Source organism: Neobacillus niacini, from assembly GCF_023715415.1.
Classification (GTDB): Bacteria; Bacillota; Bacilli; order Bacillales; family Cytobacillaceae; genus Neobacillus; species Neobacillus niacini_C.
In genome coordinates this window covers 486,562-509,183 of the sequence record NZ_JAMBOB010000003.1, presented here as the reverse complement: position 1 = coordinate 509,183, position 22,622 = coordinate 486,562, and the positions used below count along the sequence as shown (strand labels likewise).

15 protein-coding genes are annotated in these 22,622 nt (G+C 34.8%); 14 read left to right on the top strand and 1 reads right to left on the bottom strand.

Annotated features, from left to right (window positions below; genetic code table 11):
• Positions 1-2: 2 nt before the first annotated feature.
• The 7 genes from M3189_RS09060 (at position 3) to M3189_RS09030 (ending at position 5,605) form a co-directional block, all read left to right on the top strand.
• A complete protein-coding gene (locus M3189_RS09060; RefSeq protein WP_285889490.1) occupies positions 3-437 on the top strand; it encodes a PadR family transcriptional regulator in 435 nt (144 codons plus the stop codon).
• A complete protein-coding gene (locus tag M3189_RS09055) occupies positions 434-1,765 on the top strand; it encodes an FtsW/RodA/SpoVE family cell cycle protein (protein WP_251633528.1) in 1,332 nt (443 codons plus the stop codon). Before M3189_RS09060 ends, M3189_RS09055 begins: the two co-directional genes overlap by 4 nt.
• Before the next feature lie 531 nt (positions 1,766-2,296).
• The gene (locus M3189_RS09050; RefSeq protein WP_251633527.1) at positions 2,297-2,581 is read left to right on the top strand and encodes a hypothetical protein; all 285 of its coding nucleotides are present in this window, start codon (positions 2,297-2,299) and stop codon (positions 2,579-2,581) included.
• A gap of 87 nt (positions 2,582-2,668) precedes the next feature.
• Positions 2,669-3,079 (top strand): hypothetical protein, encoded by a 411-nt coding sequence (locus M3189_RS09045; protein ID WP_251633526.1) that lies wholly within the window; start codon positions 2,669-2,671, stop codon positions 3,077-3,079.
• 527 nt (positions 3,080-3,606) lie between these two features.
• Entirely contained in the window at positions 3,607-4,194 is a 588-nt protein-coding gene (locus M3189_RS09040) for a hypothetical protein (RefSeq protein WP_251633525.1), read from the top strand.
• 235 nt (positions 4,195-4,429) lie between these two features.
• Entirely contained in the window at positions 4,430-5,185 is a 756-nt protein-coding gene (locus tag M3189_RS09035) for an isoprenyl transferase (RefSeq protein ID WP_251633524.1), read from the top strand.
• A gap of 237 nt (positions 5,186-5,422) precedes the next feature.
• Positions 5,423-5,605 carry a Fur-regulated basic protein FbpA gene (locus M3189_RS09030; RefSeq protein WP_251633523.1) on the top strand — a complete coding sequence of 61 codons (183 nt, stop codon included), beginning with the start codon at positions 5,423-5,425 and terminating at the stop codon, positions 5,603-5,605.
• A 283-nt stretch (positions 5,606-5,888) separates the two neighbouring features.
• On the opposite strand, the gene M3189_RS09025 is transcribed toward M3189_RS09030, so the two are convergent.
• Positions 5,889-6,131: a hypothetical protein gene (locus M3189_RS09025; RefSeq protein WP_251633522.1), complete on the bottom strand. Its 243-nt coding sequence runs from the start codon at positions 6,129-6,131 to the stop codon at positions 5,889-5,891.
• 696 nt (positions 6,132-6,827) lie between these two features.
• Between M3189_RS09025 and M3189_RS09020 the strand changes: the two genes are divergently transcribed.
• The 7 genes from M3189_RS09020 (at position 6,828) to M3189_RS08995 (ending at position 22,441) form a co-directional block, all read left to right on the top strand.
• Positions 6,828-7,364 carry a hypothetical protein gene (locus M3189_RS09020; RefSeq protein ID WP_251633521.1) on the top strand — a complete coding sequence of 179 codons (537 nt, stop codon included), beginning with the start codon at positions 6,828-6,830 and terminating at the stop codon, positions 7,362-7,364.
• A gap of 231 nt (positions 7,365-7,595) precedes the next feature.
• On the top strand, positions 7,596-8,591 hold the full coding sequence (locus M3189_RS09015; RefSeq protein ID WP_251633520.1) for a nuclease domain-containing protein: 996 nt from the start codon (positions 7,596-7,598) through the stop codon (positions 8,589-8,591).
• A gap of 190 nt (positions 8,592-8,781) precedes the next feature.
• Positions 8,782-8,904: a hypothetical protein gene (locus tag M3189_RS26915; RefSeq protein ID WP_285889489.1), complete on the top strand. Its 123-nt coding sequence runs from the start codon at positions 8,782-8,784 to the stop codon at positions 8,902-8,904.
• 163 nt (positions 8,905-9,067) lie between these two features.
• Entirely contained in the window at positions 9,068-13,651 is a 4,584-nt protein-coding gene (locus tag M3189_RS09010) for an ATP-binding protein (protein ID WP_251633519.1), read from the top strand.
• A gap of 271 nt (positions 13,652-13,922) precedes the next feature.
• Entirely contained in the window at positions 13,923-14,630 is a 708-nt protein-coding gene (locus M3189_RS09005; RefSeq protein WP_251633518.1) for a sporulation protein, read from the top strand.
• A gap of 302 nt (positions 14,631-14,932) precedes the next feature.
• Positions 14,933-19,180, top strand: coding sequence for an AAA family ATPase (locus M3189_RS09000; RefSeq protein ID WP_251633517.1), 4,248 nt, complete (start codon positions 14,933-14,935; stop codon positions 19,178-19,180).
• Between the two features lie 633 nt (positions 19,181-19,813).
• Positions 19,814-22,441, top strand: coding sequence for a hypothetical protein (locus tag M3189_RS08995; RefSeq protein ID WP_251633516.1), 2,628 nt, complete (start codon positions 19,814-19,816; stop codon positions 22,439-22,441).
• Positions 22,442-22,622: the final 181 nt, after the last annotated feature.

The window sequence follows — 22,622 nt, the reverse complement described above, 5'->3', positions numbered from 1 at the left end:
AGATGAATGATCCATTTACTAACCTGAAGAGTTCGATGAAAAAATCAATTTTCAAGGATTTTTCTTTTTCCAATGAAAGAAAAAATGCGGTGAAAGAATCCATTCGTATGAGACAATCTCAATCACAATTTCATTCTTGGAAGATAGAAACCATCATAGCTATATTAGAATCGGTTCAGCATGAATCAAAGGATGGCTACAATATTTCTACCCAACTTTTTCAAAAAAATGAACGTACTTTCCAAAAAAATGAAGGGCAGCTTTATTCACTTCTACATCTACTAGAAAATAAAGAAATTCTTACTTCAAAATGGATAAACAAAAAGAAATATTACTCCTTAAATTCCAAAGGGAAAAAATACTTAGCTACCTATAAACAAGATAAATCAAAACAAGAGTTATCCCTTAAACACTTACTAGAGGAGGCGTCCTTATGAGTTCTCCCAAATTTGAAGAATTTTTAAGTAAAGTAACGTCCAAAGTGAAATCTAAGGAAGCCCACAACATGATAAAAAAAGAGCTTAGTAATCATCTGCAAGAGTTAAGTCAATCTTACAAAAAGAGAGGGTTTTCTAAAGAGGATGCAGAGGAAAAGGCGATTCAAGAAATGGGAAATCCATTTACCATTGGGGAGAGATTAAATCCCCTACATAAGCCGAAAATGGATTGGGTTCTAATTGTTTTATTTGTTCTTTTTGCTGGTATTAGTTTTCTCCCGTTAGTTGATGGGATTCCTGAATTTTCCCTATCAGGTACCTATTTTATGGGGAGACAGGCGATTTGGTACACCCTGGCTATTCTTGTAATCATTGGATTCCTTTTCTTTGATTACCAAAAATTAAAGAACGGATGGATATACTTTTATGCGATAGGCCTATTGATCCATATATATCTTCACCTTTTTGGAATTATGACCAACGGAGCAAAGAAGTGGGTTTCCCTCCCAGGCCTGACGGTCGATGGAACCATGATGAGCTTATTTTTCTTTTTTCTTGCTTGGGCTGGTATTTTTAACAAAATAAATGAGTTTCGTAGTTGGAAAAAACAAGGTTTACTTTTTGTTTTATTTTGGATTCCCATCTCGCTCTACATGATGGTGCCAGACTTTATGGTTAGTATTATTTACTTCTTCTGCATACTTGGGATGTTTGCTTTCGCTCGAATCCATAAGAAATTAGCTGTAAATCTGACCCTAACAAATCTATTGGCTGGTATTATTTTCATTATTATGTTCTACATGACCTCACGTCAAAGTTATTTGTTAACTAGATTATCTGCTTTTATAAACCCTACTGCTGATTCAAATGGAGCAGGATATATGTATAAGGCCGTTAAGAATGTCCTTTCAGAAGCGGGATGGTTCGGTAACGGTCTTTCCAACGAGTTGAATTTTCAATTGTTACCAGAAGCACATACAGATTTTGCTTTTCCCTTCCTCGTCTATTCTCTTGGTTGGGCTTTCGGATTCGTTCTATGTTTGATCCTACTGATATTTATTTCAAGGATCTCAAAAAATGCGTTTAAAACAAAGGACCTCTATGGGAGATTGATCGTAATAGGTGGTGCTACATTGTTTGCGGTTCCTACTACCTGGAACATCTTGATGAGCTTTGGAGTCGTGCCTATAATGGGGGTTTCTCTGCCTTTTATTAGTTATGGAGGCAGTGCGATACTCTTTTACGCTGCTGTTTTAGGACTCATTTTAAATGTTTATCGAAGAAAAGATCTTGTAGAACCCACGATTGCAGATGAAATTAAAAGTTAAAGTCGAACATGTAATTGCTGATAAAAAGGGCGACAGCTAAAGTAATAGTTGTCGCCCTTCCCTTATTGAACTATCGGGTGCTTATGTTTTAAGATCATAAATAAAAATACCAAGTCATTGCTGTACAGTACAACGATACTGTTCAAGAAATAGGAAATTCAATAATCGGGCGAGAATGCGGAAGACCATTAGCCTAATTCCTTGGTGAAAATAGCGAGGATTAGGCTTTTTTTCTATAAAACCGGCCCTAGGACTTTGAGGCAAAATAAATGAACGAAAGAACATTTTCTGTCAAACAAAAATGACCTACAAATCTGCATAAGATTTGTAGGTCATTTTGCATTACATTTTAATGTTTGTGACAGAAAACTGAACCCGTTAGAATGCAACCCAACCTTATTTTCTTGTTGTACTAACAAGGCATTTTTGATTAAGAAAACACTAAAAGTGCATAAGATTAGAAAGAGGTCGAAGCAACACAAGCCCTTTTGGCATAACATAGAGAAGTTACAAAATAAGGGAGTAGATATTATGGATAGTAATATCGAGAATGGTGGGAATGACTCTAATTCTGTTGATATTTTACAATTAGTTGGACAATGGTTAACTACAACAGAAGATGCAATTAGCATTCTATGGCAGGCAATTGAATTAGAAAATGATAAGGTACAGCAAGTTCTAGACCAAAAAGAGAAAGAACTACAAGAATTGCAACTGCAACAAACCCTATTACACATGGCGCAGACACAGGAAAAAATAAGACTCCTACAAAAACAAATAGGAAATAGAGCTAAACAGGATCAACGATTAGGTTAATATAATGACTAAAATAAAAATAGATTGATTATATGGTCCCGCTCAATGTTTTATTTACTGTAAAGAATAATGTGATTTATTTGTGGGGTGAAGTTAATGCATAAGAATAAAAGAATTTACAGTACCACTTCTGTCCTTCCTACAGCCAACAATAACGCTAATAATTCTAACTCAACCTCAGGTAATTTTGTATATAAGCCACCTAACAATACTGGGGTAATCCTAGGTATAATTGCCGGTACATTGACTACCGTGGCAGACGCCTTGGCGACTATTGGAGCAATCATTCAATTAGATATAGATGTTTCTGATGATTTTCAATCACAAGTAAATGATTTTAAGTCAGATCAAGAGAAGGATAAGATGCGGAAAGAGATTGATGATCTCAAGGGACAGTTGAAAGAGATTGATGATCTTAAGAAACAGGTGAAAGAGATTGATGATCTCAAGGAACAGTTGAAACAGCTTGGTAAAATTATTAAGAGTAACCAAAATTAAAAGGTTACTCTCCTTTATTTATTTTCGTGATTTTGTATGGCTAATCCAAGCTTTTTAACAATGCATTGCTTTAATGTTTAATTAACGAGAAAATTTCCAAGAATTATACTAAACTACCGAGTTGCTTATCTTAAGAAGAACAACTAAATACAAAGTTAATTAGTGCATAGTACAACGATATTAGCCACTAAATATATATTTAACCGCAATCACATTTTTGATGTGATCGTTTTTCATGTTTGACACGTTAATCTTTCGACGAAATCTAGCAAACTACAGATTGTGCCTGAGGCACTGAATTTCAAACTTCTTGATTTTCTGTACGGTGAGATAATTCAAATTTGTGTATAAATTCGGATATTAAACATGGTATTAATTAGCAAACAACAGAACCGGCCCCTAGGTCCGATTTCTAGAAATAGTTACTGCTAAAGTTGGGCTCACTGTTTATAATAAATAAGTAGAATACATAGTTAATAAACGTAAATGTAAAAGCATAACTATATGAATTTTAGGGGAGAAAAAAATTGTCAATAGAATTGTTAAACAAACATACTGCAGGGGTTTTGGGTGCTGTTATTAAGCAGCCACATTGGAAAAAGGATGAGCTTTCCAGCAAGCTAAAACAAGTATTAGTGGAAATGAGAGATGACGCAGGGTCACAGGAAGTATACCTAGAGTCGCTCTTAAGAAACGTAACATTTCTATTTGAAAATACCAATCGTGCACTTTCTTTATTAAAGGTCTGTGTGGAAGAAGAAAAGTTTATGACCCAAGAGAACTTTCAACAAGCAATGCTAGAGGTTCCTAGACTAGTAAGCGAGTCGAATTTCTTTGCTGAAAATATGCCTCGGTATAAGGAACTTGTCTACAAGGGGGCAACCATTGAAGAGCAGACAGCTCATGGTGAAATGGTGTACTGTGATTGCAAGTTGGTTAACGATATGGTCATTGATTTTATTGGGATTTTCCTCCATCCGAGTAATAAGGACTTTATGATTAACTTTATGGAGTATGCTTCAAATGTGGTCGTGGAAACCGTCATGCAATTTTGTAAAACGTATTCCGGTCTCATGCTAAAAGAATTAAACTCAAATGAAATGATCCAAAAATAAGAGTCTAACCAAATCTCTTTTGTGTAGAAAATGATGAAATTTTCTCACAGAAGGGATTTTTTTGTTTAGCCCAATTATCTGCCATACCACTGATGTTCCTAAAGAGCAAACTCGTAAATCAATAAATAATCTTTAATTATTAATAATAATTTATTGATTTACAATAAATTTTGTGGTAAATTTCAAAATAACAGCAATAAATGAGATGTGTTTTTTGTGGGAGGCGGAGAATTCAATGAAAATACCCTTTATTCATCATAAACATTCGGAAGAATCTATCCATATTTCAGAAGATCATATACCAGAGCATATCGCCATTATTATGGACGGAAATGGCCGCTGGGCGCAAAAGCGGGGTATGCCCAGAGTTGCTGGTCATAAAGAAGGTATGTCTACCGTCGTTAACATTGTTAAGGCAGCAGTCAAATACAAGGTGAAGGTTCTGACACTTTATACGTTTTCCACGGAAAACTGGAAACGTCCAAAGACCGAGGTCGACACAATATTGAAACTTCCAAAGCAGTTTCTACATATATATTTGCCAGATCTTATGGCTAATAATGTGAGAATTGGGACCATTGGTGATATAGAACATCTTCCGGCCCATTCACGGGAAGCCGTACAGTATGCAGTGAATCGTACTCGAGACAATAACGGTCTTCAGCTAAATTTTGCGCTCAACTATGGAGGCAGACAAGAGATTTTGAATGCTATGAAAGAACTATTCGCCGATATAAACGATGCGAAATTGTCATTGGACGATGTAGATGAACAAACGTTTTCAGGCTACCTGTATACAACTGGTCTGCCAGACCCTGACTTGCTTATTCGTACGGGAGGCGAAAAACGCCTGAGTAATTACTTGCCCTGGCAATTTGCTTACACGGAGTTCTGGTTTACAGATGTCCTTTGGCCAGATTTCTCCGAGAAGGAATTTATCCAGGCGCTTGAGGAATACGGACAACGAAAGAGACGTTTTGGCGGGTTATAAGAGACGTAAATGGAATTAAGGACTCATAAACAAGTTCATAGTGGCAGGCTAACTAAGGGCTGCTGATAATCCTGCATATAATCATATTCGAACGGAAAAAAGCCATCATAATTTTAATTCATACTTTACAGGTAGGAATAATAAGTATATAATTCAATTATACTAATAAATAATCAGAACCAATATAAAGTTGTTGTATTCAAGTCGGGTTATGTAAAATCTAAAGGAGTGTTTATGATGAGAAAAAACGATGAAAAAAAGCGACAAAAGCTTATCAATAAACTGATATTTTTAAACTTATATAACAAAGAAGATCAACAGCTTTATAAGCTGCCATTATCAAAGTTAGAATATGAGTTTCGGAAATTTAAATTACAAGGCCATCCCCATGGAGAGTTTGACTCTATTCGTTGGGTATAAATATTTAACTGCCATCACGCTAATTCATTCAAATATTATATACAAACTTACAGACTTACAGACTCCTATATCTTCCTAGGGGTCTTTTTAGTATCTTTCATTCCATAACAAACTTCATAATATTTACCTAATACAACCCCATAGTGTTATTATACTAACTCCAAAGCCTTTCAATAAAGTTCATGAAGAGCTAATTATAGGGCAGCAACAATTAAAGATTCGGATAGAAAATTTAGAAAAAATAAAAGAATTTTTTTCTTTAGGGCAAAAAGAAGTAATAGAATTAATCATACAATCGACAGCGTATAAAGGCATGCCTTATCATCCAGCCAATTCTATTCAGATTGCCATCCATCCCAAAGACGAGGAAAGAGCGTGAGAAATCTTCGCCGCTTTCGAAGAAGGTGGGCAAGTCCCTATTCCCCTTCATAAGACGGATTGGAGCTCCTTGTACGGGATGGTAACGGACAAGTTCGGTGTTACTTTCAATGTGAATGTTCAAGGAGAGCAGCCGCAGTAATAACATTCAGACTTCTGCTTCTCCAACAAACAAAGTCTCCTGTTCGCAAATGACAGGAGGCTTTGTTTATTAGATTTGAAAAATATCTTACTCATTTTCGGCTTGTACTGATATTCCTATTGAAAGATTAGCTCTTCGTTTGCGTTAGGTTTTAGATACTGTTTATTTTATATATTTTAAGCATAAAATAATGGACAGAAAGACGAAGAGGGTGACTATTATGGGAACATTGTGGCTTTTTCTAATTTTAACAGTATTATCTTTTATATCCTTGTACGTTTTGATGAAGAAAATGAACGTAACTAACGTCGTGGGGTGTTATTTATTATCCAATATCCTTATTACAAATACAGGTGTAATTATTAATATAAATTTAAAATTAACAAAGCAAGATCCAACAAGTCAATTGATTTTTTGGACACAAAAACTTCCTGAGTTGTCACTTAAGCCAGCCTTACTTGTTTGGCTAACGTATATTTTGTTCTCAAAGAAATCTCTTTTTAGTAAAATTATTTATTTTTTCTTCTTTTTAACAGCGCTAATTTCAATTGAAAAATATTTCGTTTATATTGGATATTTAGAATGGTTAAATTGGAATGTGTTTTATGGATATTTGAGATACAGTCTCATTATTTTTTTATTGTCCCTTTACTCCTATTATTTAGAAAAGCTTATTAATAGAAACAAAGAGGTGATAACGAGATGATGTTACCTCTTCCTAAGCAATTTGATGCAAATGAAATATTTATTATCGTTTCCACAATTTTATCTTGGCCACTCATGTTTAAATTACCTAGATACATATCTGCTGTTATCATAACTATCATTTGGACTTTTAATGTCTTTCTTGCTTTGTTGGCTGATATTACCATTAGTGTAAAACCAAATGACTTTTACATGACAATCGATCATAATACACATGAATTATTTGATATTTTATTGCACTTTATAACATATCCTACTCTTCCTTACTTTGTAGTAAACTTCTATCATCGTAAAAAACCCAAGGGTATAAAGCTTTTAATATATCTTATTTTATGGTCAGGAGTAGCGATTGCGTTAGAATGGATTTCAGTGAAATTTCATGTTTTCACCTATATGGGTTGGAAATTGTATTTATCCTTTTTTACTTATTTCATTGTATTTTCACTCAACATTTGGCTTTCTAATTTTATTGAAAAGAAAAATCCTATCAAAAGGACTTCTCTAGTTGATTCAATAAAATCACCATCTAAATAAAAACCTCATTTAGAAGCTATATAGTGAACCTTATCATAAGTAACGGAGAAAAAATGATTATGTTACTAAATTGCTTCTATCGCCAAGTTTAAAAATGAAGTGCCTAATAAGGCGCTTTATTTTCTTTTAACTTTATACATATAGCCTTAGAATAATGTCGTAGTAAATTACGTTATAAATGAAAGTATATTTGTTCAAAGTATGTAGTTTCGTCGCTTGAAAAAGTTTTCCATGATGATGAAAAGGGAAAAAGTAAAGCATTCTGAACAAGTAACATTGCGTTGGCTGGATGTGAAGGGCCATGGGGAGGATATTCCGAGTCATGTTCAAAATAATAAGTCACTTGAAAGTGTTAACCTTTACGAGAATCAAGTGTTAAAGCAGCAGGTACAGGATTTGTACAGGCTACTGCGAAAATATGAAGGCGTCGGAAGTAAAGCGATAGCAGCAAAATCTGCAAAATATAGTGGTGTTGTGGAGCGGTGGCTAAACAGTCCGTTTCTCACGGAAATAAAGGCGAATACAGGACCTTACACCATAACGCAGAAATTCCGAAAGCATCCAGTTTACCGCATTTGGTACCAATGGTTTGACAGGCTTCATAAACATAATCAAGAAGGGGTTGGCTTTGATTATCCGATTTCGCTTAAGGACACCTTTCAATTGTATGAAATGTGGTGTTTTACGAGGATTGTGAAAATAGTAAGGGAATCAGGGCTAGTGTGTAATACGAGCGGCTTATTTCAAACAAAGAAGAATGGAATTTTTCTGGAATTGGCCGAAAATAAAGAAAGTCAAATTCAACTACTAGGCGGACTTTCCTTGTATTATCAACGTACGTATCAATTTAATACAAAGGGCTTTCAGACATATACGCAAAGGATGATTCCTGACATCGTGATTGAAGGAGCAAAGGGAATCATGATCTTTGACCCGAAATACCGTGTACCGGACAATCTCGGTACGGCACTTGGCGAAATGCACAAATACCGCGATGGCATTATCCATCGTGAAACTGGCAAAAGGGCGGTACTGGAGGTTTATATCTTAACTCCTACCAAAGATGAGCAGGCGGAAGGGTTGAGGTATTTTCGAGAGGATTTTCAGCAGAAGTATAGGATGGGGGCCATTCAGGTAGCTCCTGGGTTTGTGGAAGACAACCTTAAGGAAAAGGTACTTGCATGTATCGAGAGTTTAAGTGCATATGAAAGTGATATGTCTGGATAGAAAATAGTCAGCAGCCCCCAATACCTTCTAAATATTGAGGGCTGTTTTTTTACAATGACCCATCCAAGTAACTGAATATGTTTTTTAAGTCGTGGCCTGCAAATTTTCTTTCATGAACAAAAAAGTTCTAAATATATTGAAAATATAGTAATATATTACTATATTTGTAAATTTCCGAGGAGGGAAGTAAATGGCTGATATAGTTTGGGGAAGTCCAGCTAGTTTATTTTGTTTAGGCTTTTTCTTAGGCGGCTTGGGTGTTTTTATTATCTCTCTAGAACAACTAAAAAGTAATAAACAGATACCCTGGTAATACCAGACTGCATATTTCATTGCAGTCTTTTTACATGGCTTAAATGGGTCCTAGATGTTCCGTGAGAAATCTCTAAATATGCTGTTGTACTGTGGTAATACTAACTTTATAGTAAAAGTAGATTAAAAATATCGAGGTTTTACAATTAGGGGGAAGAGGTAGTTTGAACGTACAAAGGACCAATCATCTTCAAATTAATTCCGTGTTGGACTTATTTCTTCAGGAGCAGCATCCTTTTGTTAAGATACATCGGATGATTGATTTATTTGAGACCATTATTAAAACACACACTGCTTATATTATTAGTGATTACTTTCGCTTGAATCATGTTTCGGAGGACATTAAAAGTTTACTTGCGGATGGTTTAAGAACGCCTTCACTCGGAATATGGCAAGTAATTAACCGGGTGATTATCGAAGATTTAACCATCGCTAAAAAACTAAACCAAGATCAATTTCAGCAGCTATTTTCTACTTTATCCAAGGAGAATTCCCAGCGGTTTCTTTCTTTATATAGTAGAAAAGGGGAAGATTTTGAATTACTAAACCCCATTCAGAGGGAAGATAGAACTTTTTTAAAGAACATCTTCATCCGAGCCAATTTTGCCTATAGCGAGAAGATGTTTATACCCCATTTCATTCCCTATTTCTATCAATGGGATCAAATGATCAGTCAAAGCATGAAGAGTGCTGAAGGTACTATTCCAGATATCGTTAATTTTCGGAATAAATACGCACACGGCGCTACACCTGACAAAGAAACCTGTCAAAAAGATATTGAAAGGTACACACCTATTTTAGAAAAGTTACTAGATGCTGAGTGGTTGACGAATACGGGTATCGTTGTTTTTCAAAAGGTTAATGGGACGATTCGGCCGATTTCTTTAGGAGGGGTTAAACAGAACCCTATCACCTTTCGAAATAGTCAACATGTTACATTGAATCAGACCTATTTGTTTAATGAACATGGAGAACTGTTAACGCTCTTTCCTATCATGACATTTAAGAATTTAGTAATTCACCACAAGAATGTTCCGACCTTGTTATTCTTAAATGATTTAAAAAAAATAAATAAAAAGAAAATCTCGTTATTAAATTATCCATATGCCTATCATCTAATGGATGATCAGATTTATGAGGAATTTATCTCAATCCTCAATGTCATTGATTGGAAAAAAAGAGCCAGTTATCACTTTGCTGATTATGTAGAAGAATTGGTTGAATCCTTTCAAGGGAGACAGGAAGAACAGGATACAGTAAGGCATTTTATTGAAACGCAAACATCGGGCTTTTTCTTTTTATTTGGAAACCCGGGTATTGGGAAGTCCGCTTTACTAGCAAAAATCCTAAAAGATTATAAGTATAAAGCAAGTATTGAGATAAAAAAGCCATTTACCTTTATCGAATTCTTCATTCGGAGGAATTCATCCTCGATTGAAAAATTCTTAGATTCATTGAACCAGCAGTTGGAATCGGTCTTTCTGACGAAAATTCCAATCGGAAGTACGATTGAAGAGAAACATAGCAACCTTCATGATCGGCTGTTGTACATATCGCAGCAGCGTAAAAATGGAAAAGTAATTATTTGTATAGACGGTTTGGATGAGGGGATTCAAAGTCAGCTTCTACCCTATGTTAATACCCAAACCTATCAAAATATTTTATTTATCTATAGCTCTAGACCAGTCGAGAATGTGGAACAGCTATACCATCGGATTCACCCAATCGATAAGCAAAAAATCACCCTTAATGGGCTTAGTACGGAGGAAATCCGGGGGTTATTATTTAAGGTTACAAATAAGTATGAAATCATCCATTATCCTGATTACATAAAGACCATTTTAGATAAATCAAAAGGCAACCCATTATACTTAAAATTACTTTGTTCGGAAATTGAAAGCAATAACCATTCCCTTTACCAAATTGATCAGCTGCCCTCTAAGATAGAGGATTTTTATGATGAAATCATAACGCGGTTTCGAAAGGAATCTTATGGAAATGAAGTGCTGTCGACGATTTATGTACTGGCGAAGGCAAAGGATTTTCTTTCCTCCAAGCATTTACAGTTAATTGCAGGTTTTACTGATAGCGTGATGGCTGAGGTGTTTTCTACTCTTCAGGAAGTACTGATTGAAAATCCAAATGAATCGTACAGCTACCAACTTTTTCATGATAGTTTTCGAGAGTATCTAGAAGTGAAAAAGAAAGACAACTTGGTCGAGGCCGAAATCCAACTAGCGAAATTTTGTGCGCAATGGAAAAGTCTGAACTATTATAGTGATTCCATCCGTACCTATCCAATGAAATATTACTCTTCCCATCTTGTTTCCTTAAAGGATCAGGAACAGCTTGAGAAATTGGCAGCAAATCAAGAGTATATAGATTCCCAATATTTATGGACAAACCAGTATTTGTACAGTATTAACCTGTTCTTAGATGCTATGAAAGCAGCTTCTAACCCTATTCGAAAGATGGACTATGCCGTTCGTATTGCTGAACTGCAAAATCAAATTACGAGCAATGTATCCTTGATTGTAGATCCAGCCCATAATGAAGATAGAAAACAGATAGAGAAACTGTTGGAACAGATTACTTCATACAAAGGTGCAGAACAATTTATTCTATATATCATTCTCTTACACCAAACACTTAATCTAGCCTTGTTGGACAATCAGAGAAAGAAAGAATTCCTGCAGATAATTCTTGAGCATCTGGATGAGCATACTGATTCGAATGTCATTGGATATAAATGGTGTGACTTTTTTTCGATTCGATATGGAGTAACGTTACTAGCTCAACTAAAGGAAATTGGTTGCGATATTCATCCAATTTTGATTCGGAGTGATTTACAAAATATAGACAATGAGTATGTGGAATATGAATTGAAGGATTTTGATTTACAGGATCCTATTTATTATTCAATCATTTCCAGTCTATTTTTAACGCAGCCTTATTATCCTATTGTAAAAAGTTTTGTCACTCTCTTGAGTCAACAGCGTCTGTTTTCAACTGCTTTGGAGATTGCTGATCAGATACCAAATATGTCAATTCAGGTTTTGTCAAAGCTTGAAGTGGCGAGAGCATATTTTCATTTTGGTATGCATGAAGAATCCCTTAATCTGATAAAGAAAATTTATTCCCTCGTGCATGATATAGAAGAGGATGCTTTAAAGGTTCAGGCATTGTGTTCCATTGTGAATCTATTGGGAAGGATGAACGATGAGAAAAGTGCACCATTATGGTTAAAAGAGGCTGAAGAAATTACGAGAAACATTAAGGATACTCGTGATCAATCCTTTGCATGGCGAGAGCTGGCCATTTATGAAGGCCATCAGCAGAATTTTGAAAAGGCACTTATTTTAATTAAAAGTAATGTTAAGGATACATGGAATCAAATCATCGCATTATGCTCGCTGATTCTCGATATGAAAGATTCTCGCAAACCGTTTGATGAGGTAGTAGATTTTACATTTGAAACATTAAAACAATCCATTGATTATCGTGATAAGCGGTCGTCCGTACGTTCAATTGCGATAACACTCAATAAGCTTGGCCATTATGACGAAGCGTTTGATTTGTTAATGGAGGCGAAGGATCATTGGAATAGTTTATACATTTTACGCAGTATAGGAGTGGAACTCGCCAGACGAAATCAATTAGATGAAATAAGGAAATATAGCAGTAAACTTCCGGATGTGTTCGAGCAGGCATTAGTGATGGGTACTCTTATTTCTGAACAAGTTAAACCTAGTAACATAGGCAAAGCTTTAGATTTATATAAAGACTTTATCACCAGTACTAGAATGAGGAAAATAGGTGTGCAGCATCTATCAATCGCAAATGTTCAATCTTCTATTATTCAACAAGAACCATCTACTCTTACGGAGCAAGAGTGTTTAGATCAATGGCAGAAGTTGAACCAATTGACTGATGACTATTTGAAAAGTATGGGAATTGCACAAGTAGCAACCAATTTCTACATATTAGGTAATGACAAGAAAACACAAACACTCATGCCTCAAGCCGTGGAAACGGCCTTAAGAATTGAAAATAGCTACAATCGCTCATTTGCTGTTAGTGAAGTCGCAAAAGCATACAGCAAACAAAATGAAATGAAAAAAGCCTTGGACATGGTAAAAGACATTGAATATCTATGGAATGTTACAGCGTTAATGAGGCAAATCGCCCATAACTTAACCTTAACCCATCAATATGATTCTTTATATACTCTGATAAAGGAACAAAAAGAGAAAAACCTCATCCTTGTGATGGTGGATGAGATGTTAAGAATGGTAAACAAAGAAAATCTTTATAAAGTGATCGATTTTATTCAAAATGACATCATTTCAGAAGTAATTAAAACACATGCCTATAACCAGATCTTGTCCATTCTCAAAGACTATAAAGAAGACATACTAGATGTCCTTATAAAAATCATTCCACAGATTTCCTATAATCGGCTATTAATTTGTAAAAGTATCGTCCTATATGCTATGTATCTACGTGATTTTACAAATTTAAGCAGTGAAATCGTCAAACAAAAACTGAAAAGTTTAGAAACAGTTATTGATATGGCCGATTTCATAACACCTTCTATCACCTATAGCTATGCATTAAAGGAAGAATGGCTAAATACCATTACAGACGAAGATGATTTCCTCTTTATCAAAAGTTTAATAAGACAAGTTGATCGAAAGAAAATTACAGAAGAACAATTTCAAGAAATGGTAGAGGATTTTATGGAGTGAAATCAATAAGGATAATAAAGTCTTTTTCCTGAGCCTGAATAATTAGATTATCCATTGGGTAATGTTTCAAAAAGAAGGTAGAAATGCTCCAAACTCTTGTAAATAATAGTTTGGGGCTTTTTTCATGATTTACTTTTTTCAAAGGCTATATTAACGTTAAAAAATGGAAGAATAGTGGTATAATAGCAGTAGTTTTTTTGTAAGTATGACCCACCTCTGTTGAAATAGATGATTATTTAATAGTAAAAGATAGTAAGGTTAGGTGAGTAGCGTGTTAGCATATAAAAAAGTGCTCCATCGTGTTAATTTTGAAGATGTATCGATTGAGGCTAAATTAGAAAAAAGCCATTATATGGTAGGCGAGCAGGTAAATGGAGTTGTAGAAGTGAGAAGTGGTTCTCACGAAGCAGATCTCGGTTATCTGTATTTATACCTTAAATCAGAATATGTGAAAAATCCTTCTCAACCCTTAGTCAGGACTGAAGCGAAGCTGGATAAGTTTATTATTGGGCAGCCTTTTCATATGCAGGCTGGGCAAGTGGTACATATCCCTTTTTCTATTGCTTTGCCTTTCAACACGCCCATTACTTATGGAAGTGCAAAGGTTTTTATACATACCGGACTGGATGTCCATGCAGGTGATGACCCCGAGGATATAGATTATATTGAAGTAGGACCATCACTTTTTCAAGAAAAAGTGTTTAGGGTGGTAGAGTCTTTAGGCTATGAAAAGAAGCGGGCCGTTTATGGCCCTACCGAAAAGCCAAATGAATTTCGACAAACATTCAGGTATGAAAAGGAAAGTTATCCTATACATAGGCTCCTATTTTCCTTTTTAGCTTCAAACGAAGAGGGAATCACCATTCATGTACAAAAATATTTAACGGACAGTTTATATGCTGACCAAGCAGTAATTGTCCATGAAACTGACTCAGAATTGGAGATTAAAAGAAAACTAGTAAACATAATTGCAATATAGATACAGGTTTATAAGTAAAATAAAGTATAAAAAAATTTTTTTATTATCTTAGTTTTGTCTATTCTATTTTTATATTTAGGATATTATATTGACTCCAACATAGTTGTATCTCTTAAAACCATTTATTTTTTTCTAGAGTTTTTTAACTAGTATAAAAGTGTATAATAAAAATGAGCTTCTAACTGTATATTAAGAATATCTATAAAGAATAATGTTCACTTTCCTATCATAAATAAACACATAATTTTTCATAAAATTGAAAATTATAAATTATATATTTAATAGTTCGATGAGGTGATATTTTGATAAACAATAGAGTCAGTAATTATGTTGAAAAAATTAATGAGATTATTCATAAAGATATGCATGTTAGTAATGAATATAAAAATCTTCCTGAAGTGCTAGGTTTACTTACGATTCAAGCTGATCGTATTTTTCTAGCGTGTCAACAGCATCCAAAATTAAGTAATACGTTATCCTTTCAAAGGAAGGTTATTAATGCTTTATCAGACATAAACAATCTTGACAATGCTAGTGATATGCTAGGAGATATTGAAAAGTGGCTAAAGGCAATAATGTACTTTTCCATTCCGGAGAGGTTTGAACTACATAATAACAATAAGAAACGATTTATGCTTTCAACTGCAATTAATGAGTTAAACTTACTAGAGCAATTTGAAATGAATTTCGACAGTCCCCTAGAGATTAAAGACCCCATTAAGAGATATATTTGGATTACCAAGGAAAATCGAGATTTTGAAACACATGAAACTCAAATTCAAAGTAGTTTTTTTAAGAATAATTATTTGCTTTGTGCACTTGCTACGATGTTTGCTGCATTGCATAAACACTATGATAGAATCAATTCTAATTTGCAAGGTCTGTTCACGAGAGCGGTCGACCCAAGTGTCCAAGACCTGTGCTCAATTATGAAAAGTGAGTATCAAAGTAAGCTTAAAACCTTTAGAGGTAGACAAAAAGAGGTGAATGCAATAGTAGACAAGCTAACTGGTGGTTTGAGATCAACCGGAGGATATTATTTGGTTACAGGGATAGAAGGTATTGGAAAAACTGCTCTATGTTCGAAGGTGTCAGAAAGGCTATTGTCTCAGCAAAAAAATCCTATCCCAATTGATCATCCACAAAGTGTTGAAACTCCTTGGCTACCAAGCGTTATTTTGATTTTAGGGAAGTGTATACAAAGTCCATTTGACATTGTTCAATGTATTATATCACAAATAAACTCAATGCTATTAGATCCGATTGCATTGCCAGAGGAAAATAGTTTCTTACATAATAATAGTATGCTTCCATATGATTCGCAAATGGAAGAGGAGTACGATATTAATTATGCAATAAGCGGCGATGAATATGCGAAAAGCAATCAATCTACTTATAGCGCTACCACACCTATGGCCATTAATGAACGAATGAATAAAAGAATGTATATTTCACCTGCCTATGATAGGGCTGGTGAAATGAATCCAAGTTTCAGTGACATGTCTAGCGAACTTATTAAGTACAAATCCTTACTTTTTTCTGCTATTAAACGAATCGTAGATGAAAATGGTCCAATCGTTTTAATTATCGATGCACTTGACGAAATTAATCGTAACCCAGAGGTTTTTAATTTTTTACCCGAACGATTACCAATCGGGGCTTCAGCCTTGTTAACTGTTCGCCCCAACTTAAATATCGATACATACATCAAGAATCAAAGTAGATTATCTGTATACCCAGATAATCTACAGAACCTAAATCGAGAAGAGATTCCCCTATTAACTGGGGTTAGTGATTTAGCAGGTCCAGAGGAGAAAAAATTTAATGACGATGTGTATCGTAAGAGTGGAGGTTGGTCACTTCACGTTGCAGCCATTGCAAAAAGTCTTGAGGAACAAAATGGTGATTTCTCAAGTGTCCATATAAATAATGATTTAAAAAGCTATTTTGAAAGACAGCAAAAAGAATGGTTAACCTCATATCCAACAGGGTCAATGGATGCTGAGCTACTAGAAAATATTTTAACACTTCTTATTTTGTTTGAGCCTGTTGCACCTATAAGCTTTGAGACAATCCAAGGATATTTGGAATCTAAACTGGGACGTAATATTAACTTTAATATACTAAATACTGTATTAGCCCCTGTTGCTTACCAAATAAATGGTCTAGATACTAGTAAGAAAAAAATAAAGATTGGTATCAAGGCATTTGCAGAGTACCTAAGGGATAACTATTTGGGGAATCGTGATTTAATTCGTGCACTACAAGAGGTTTCAAAGTGGCTGATAGAGGATGAAGAGCTGGAATCAAAAATTATTGCAGACTTTCTTTCATATTGGATTGATGGAGTGAGTTCAACATGCACTAAAATCGTAAAAAATATCATTACATCGTATAAAGAGTATGGCAAAATTTCCGAACTAAAAGTTATTGCAAAGGAAATTGTGAAGGAGCATGGATTGGTATCACCAGCATATGGATATTGTATACAAGTGCTTTCAGAAGCAGATGATGTTGCATCAATGTACATGTACTCAAAACTTTTATTAAATGAATCAGGCAAGAAAGTTGATCTGAAGAAAGCTGAGAAGTGGCTAAGACAAGCAGCCGAAAGGGAGTTTATACCTGCGATGATTTCACTGGGATCTGAATTATTAGAAGGGGAAATTATCGAACAAAATAAAAAGGAAGGTGAAGAATGGCTTCGAAGATCCGTTGAATTAGAGGATGAACGAGCATATTTAATATTAGCAAATCGACTTATTGATGGTGCAGGGCTTGATAAAAACATTGAGGAAGGGTTTGAAATATTAGAGGAAGCGGCAAGTAGAGACTATGTAAGGGCTATGATTACATTATCGAACCGATTATTGGATCAGAAGGTGGGAAAAGTAGACCCTGATCGAGCGAAGGAATGGTTATTAATCGCTGCAGATGATTTAAACTCAAAACAGGCAATGTATATCTTGGGAAGTCGTCAACTTTTAGGAAATGGACTACCACTAGACATTATTGCAGGTGAAGAATGGCTTCGGAAAGCAGCTGAAGAGAATCACTTGCCTGCAATGCATGAACTTGGAATCGCACTAATTAAAGGGGAGAAACTTACTCAAGACCAGGAAGAGGGAATGGAATGGTTAGAAAAGGCAGCTGAAAAGCGCTTTGTTTTATCTAATTTGTTTCTTTCTAAATTGTATTTAACTGGGAAGTATGTGGAAGAGGATCGAGAAGTTGGAGAAAACTGGCTTCTTCAAGCCACAAAGCTTAAGTCAAAGAAAGCAATGCTCATTTTAGCTGAATACTATTTATATGGAAAGTATAACTTTCCCTTAAATCCTTCCAAGGCAGAAGAATGGTACCATAAAGCAATTGAGGAAGGCTCAAATGTAGCACTTCATAATCTTGGAATTGAATATATTAAAGGAGATATTATTAAAAGGAATGTGAAAGAAGGGAAACGGCTTCTTCAGGAAGCCATTAAAAATGACTATATTCCTTCACATTATGTCTTTGGAATGATGTTAGTGGAAGGTGAATATAAAATTCCTAAGATGCCGACAAAAGGTAAAGCACTTTTAGAAAAAGCAGTCGAAAAAGATAATAGTGACGCAATATTTTATTACGCAAACCTACTCTTGGATGGAGAGTATTTAACAAAAGATATTAGTAGAGGAGAGGAACTCTTACAAAAATTAATCGATAAAAAGGATAAAATGGCATTAATCAACTATATAAACCGGTTATGTTTGGGACAAGGACTTACAAAAAATGTTGATAAGGCTAAGATGCTTCTTGTTAAATATGCTGAAGACAAATGGGCAAATGCAATGTATATACTTGGCTACCATTTAGTGAAAGGTGAATATTTTGGACAGGATCTTGAAGAAGGATTTAATTTATTACATGCAGCAAGTGATTTAGGAAGTACAGAAGCAAAAGAATTTCTTGGGAATTCGTATTTAAAAGGGGAAATTATTGATATTGACTTTCAAAAAGGATTTCACCTTTTAGAAGAGGTTTATAAGCTTGGTGATTTAGAAGTTGGACATAATTTAGGTTTGGAGTATTACAAAATAGGTAATTTTGAAAAGGCAACTAAATATTTTTATGAGCTATTCAAGCAGGGGGTCACCTCTTCGGCTATTAGCTTGCTTTACATGTATCGAAGAAATGAACTTGCCGATTCCATTTATGTCAATATGACTCATGTTCTTAAAGTATTAGAGAAAAGAAAGACTTCGTTAGGAGATATTAACCTAGCTCTATATCATATTGGGAAATCACAAGAGATTTCTGCCTGGAGAGAAGCGGATAATATTGTTGGTGAAGTTACAGTAGATGACATTGGACAAGCCGTAAAATGGTGGGGGGACCTTGCAAACATTAACAATGATCCTGAGGGACACCTTGTTTTAGGGTGGTTGCAACGTCATGGTAAAATATCAGATCCAGATGGATTAACAATTATTGAAAGATATAATCTAATCAGTAATTATTTTGAGATTCCACACTGGCTTCAAAAAAACGTAAATACTAAAAATAATAACTAATAACCTTACATTAAATATTAACCGAATAAAAAAAGTAAGCGTAAAACTATACCAACATATGAACAAACAAAAATCCATAAGATAATCTCTTCAAATTAATATTCTTTATTTGAGGAGGTTTTTTCATGACTAAAAGTTGCAATCTAGCAGTTTCGAAAAGAATGGGAACAGAGAATTACCGACCACAAAGCGATTGGTCAAATCCAGGCTAAATGGTGTGAAGAATCAATAACAGCAAATGATTCTCTATTAATAGTTATTACTGATTGTGGAAATGAATTTTTAAATGTCCTAGGATAGATTAAATCAATTGAAAAAATTTTTTCAATATCGTTATAGAAGTTGATAGTAGTAATAAACGACATTCCTTAAAGTAACACTCCTAAATATAGACATATTTTCTATTAATAAACATTTTTGGTGGAGACTATTTACCCACCTCTGATTGTCTCCATCAGAAATTACAGTAGTATTATATTGCACTATTAAAATGTTTAGAATTCACACTATTAAATTGAATAATTTTAAAAAAAAAATGAAAAAACTTGTTATTATCAAACCATTGACTGAAAAGAAAAATTTTAATAACCTAGTAGAATAGACATAGAATATAACAAAAGAAGGAATTTTGCCATGCAGCAAACGATTACGAGAGAGATTCTATTTGATTATCAATTTTATGCACCTGGTTTAGTGGTAAAGGTAGAGGATAATCCAAATGAATTGGTCCTAACAAACGAAGAAAATGTTTTTCATTATTATTATGACAGATATTCAACATTAATCTTAGATTTAGGAAACCGATTGGAACCTGGGGTTATTGATATCCATCAGATGAAAAATGGTTTTAAATGGAAAGATGAATCCATTGTTAGCACAGCGAAACTTATCTATACATTTCCTGAAATGTTGGATTATTTAAGTGATACGATTGAGAAAGTAACCATTATTGTTCATACTTACCCAGATTTTGACTGTTTTGCTTCTGTTTATTTGGCTCAATACTATCTGCAGCATCGGAAACTACCACCATTTGCAAAAGAACTGGCGGATTATGCGGAGGAGATAGATACCGGTAAAATGAAGCTGGACCCGGACCGGCCATTAGCACCATACTCTATTTCACAAGTCATTGATGAGACAGTGCCCCGTGGACATATCAATATTTTGATGAGGGGATTAGAATTAATTAAATACATAATGAATAGACTATCCCTTTTATCTGAAAGGGAAAGAACGCTCAAAAGCCCGGTATTATTTGAGGTAGACCACCCCTTTCAAATGGAGCAGATACTGGTTGAAGAAGATTATAAAAAGTATTTGGATGATCTTGAAAATATTTGTGAAAAAAGGAAAATTCGTTTGCCGTGTTTTGAAGGCAGCACCCGTGAAGTGGAAGGTTTATTTTGGAATGCCCCGTCGACTTCATTATTGGATAAACTTTGGGCAAGATCTGATGTAAATGCTCCTTCAGGAAAAGGATATACGTTTACTTTTATTCCAAAGAAGAGGTACCCGCCTAAACAAGAGTTTCTTGAATCATTTGTATTAGGTGGGGAAGAAGTCATAGCAGCCATTTCAGCTACAAACAGGGTAATCATTTCAGTGGACGGCACTTCTGACGTTTCACTTTATGGATTAGCTGAAATGTTGGAATTTGAAGAAACAAAAAAAGAGGACACGTTATTCAACGAGGAACTTAAGGATAAATGGCGGTCCCGAAAGTCAAAAAGATTTCCGGAGGCTTGGCTGGATAATGAAGATCCCTGGTTCGATGGCCGTAATAATAATTACCAAATTGTTGACGGGCCGAGGGTAGGAAGTCTACTAACCATTTCCGAAATCAGACGAACTGTCCTAGATTATACAAAGCCTGTCGTAAAGGGATTTCACACAAAAATTCTCTATCCATTTCAATTTGGTATAAATGAGTTTGAGGAATTCTACCGGAAATTAGATGAAAACATGCACCTCACTAAAGTTGACTATGGCAATGAAGGTTTTCAGACTAATTATTTTCTTCCTTATATCCAGAAATATTTGTTTAATCAACAAATAGGTGAGGACAGGTACAGCGGCAGTTTTGCATCGAATGAGCAATTTTCACTGCTGCTTCATTTTGAAAATGAAGTAATTTCTAGCTGCGAAAAAGTAGAAATAGAAATGGTACACAATCGTGATAATGTGATAGTAAACATTAGCAACCCAACCATCCATATATTCCGGTATGGAATTGGATTTCTTGCAGTGGATGCAGATGTTCCAGAAAGCCACCAAGACCTCATTTTTTTAGACATGGTCTTGGAAATGAATAAAGAACTTTGCAAAGGTCTAAAGACGAAAGAACTGCTATTTAAGGAAACAAGAAAGTATTTTTCCGGATTCTTACATACTCTAAATCGGTCTCATCCTGGCATCATGTACTCAGATGTTACAATTAGTGCCAATCGTTATTTTGAATCGGCCAAGAAGGAATTGCTTTTCAAATTATCCTCTCACTTAACATGGAATTCAGCTCACCAATCAGATGATGAGCTGACAGTCCAAAACAGGATATCCTATGAAGTAAACAAGGATATCACTATAGGAATCAGTAAAAAAGGAAATGTTTTGCTTATTTTTGATAAAACAGAGGATAGAATGGAGGTAAATAAATTTGAAGAATTAAAAACCGCAATGGAGGAAGAACGGCAAATATTTCGGACAGTGGATTATTATATTTTCTTATTATCCCTTCAGCAACGATTTGTCTTATTGAACTTTTCTGAGAAACTCTCTGAAATCGGTGTAAAAGATAAACGAGAGCAAGTACTAAATCTTCGCGATCAATTATATGACTTTCTTGTCCAAGGCTGGTCCAGTCAGATTACCGACGATGAGGAGGGTATGAATGTTTATAAAAAATGCCTGGAAGTGTTTGAATCTAAAGACCTTCATGATGAAGTAATTGACCAAATTTCAGCCATTGCCGATTATCAAAATACAAAGAAAGATTATATTTTTAACTTCCGTTTTACCATGATTTCAATATTATTTCTTGCGATTACTGGGGTCACCGGGGTGTATGGGATGAATATTGGAGGATTCGATGAAAATACACCAATATGGCCAGCTGTTGTCATTTTCTTTGGTAGTTTTCCAGTTTTATGGTCTATTTGGAGGCTAATCCCCCCTATGACGGAGGCATCCAAAAAGGGGAAGACTTACGGTAATAATAAAATTAAAGACTGGATTAGGAGACTATCCAAAACAGTATTATAAATACTGGTGCCTGTTATCTTTTGAAAATACAGAAATGTTACAATTATTTCTTACAAGAAGAAAGCCCCTTTGATTATTCAAAGGGGTTTTTTTACTCAAATATTAGTCACTTAATTTCTCTTTTATGCTAAACTTTCTAAAAATTCCCATAATAAAAAAGGAGAATCATTGTCTTTGTAGA

Coding starts and splice junctions, on each gene's coding strand:
- M3189_RS09060 (WP_285889490.1), top strand. CDS start 3: ATGAATGATCCATTTACTAACCTGAAGAGTTCGATGAAAAAATCAATT.
- M3189_RS09055 (WP_251633528.1), top strand. CDS start 434: ATGAGTTCTCCCAAATTTGAAGAATTTTTAAGTAAAGTAACGTCCAAA.
- M3189_RS09050 (WP_251633527.1), top strand. CDS start 2,297: ATGGATAGTAATATCGAGAATGGTGGGAATGACTCTAATTCTGTTGAT.
- M3189_RS09035 (WP_251633524.1), top strand. CDS start 4,430: ATGAAAATACCCTTTATTCATCATAAACATTCGGAAGAATCTATCCAT.
- M3189_RS09030 (WP_251633523.1), top strand. CDS start 5,423: ATGAGAAAAAACGATGAAAAAAAGCGACAAAAGCTTATCAATAAACTG.
- M3189_RS09025 (WP_251633522.1), bottom strand. CDS start 6,131: ATGTTATTACTGCGGCTGCTCTCCTTGAACATTCACATTGAAAGTAAC.
- M3189_RS09020 (WP_251633521.1), top strand. CDS start 6,828: ATGATGTTACCTCTTCCTAAGCAATTTGATGCAAATGAAATATTTATT.
- M3189_RS09015 (WP_251633520.1), top strand. CDS start 7,596: ATGATGATGAAAAGGGAAAAAGTAAAGCATTCTGAACAAGTAACATTG.
- M3189_RS26915 (WP_285889489.1), top strand. CDS start 8,782: ATGGCTGATATAGTTTGGGGAAGTCCAGCTAGTTTATTTTGTTTAGGC.
- M3189_RS08995 (WP_251633516.1), top strand. CDS start 19,814: ATGCAGCAAACGATTACGAGAGAGATTCTATTTGATTATCAATTTTAT.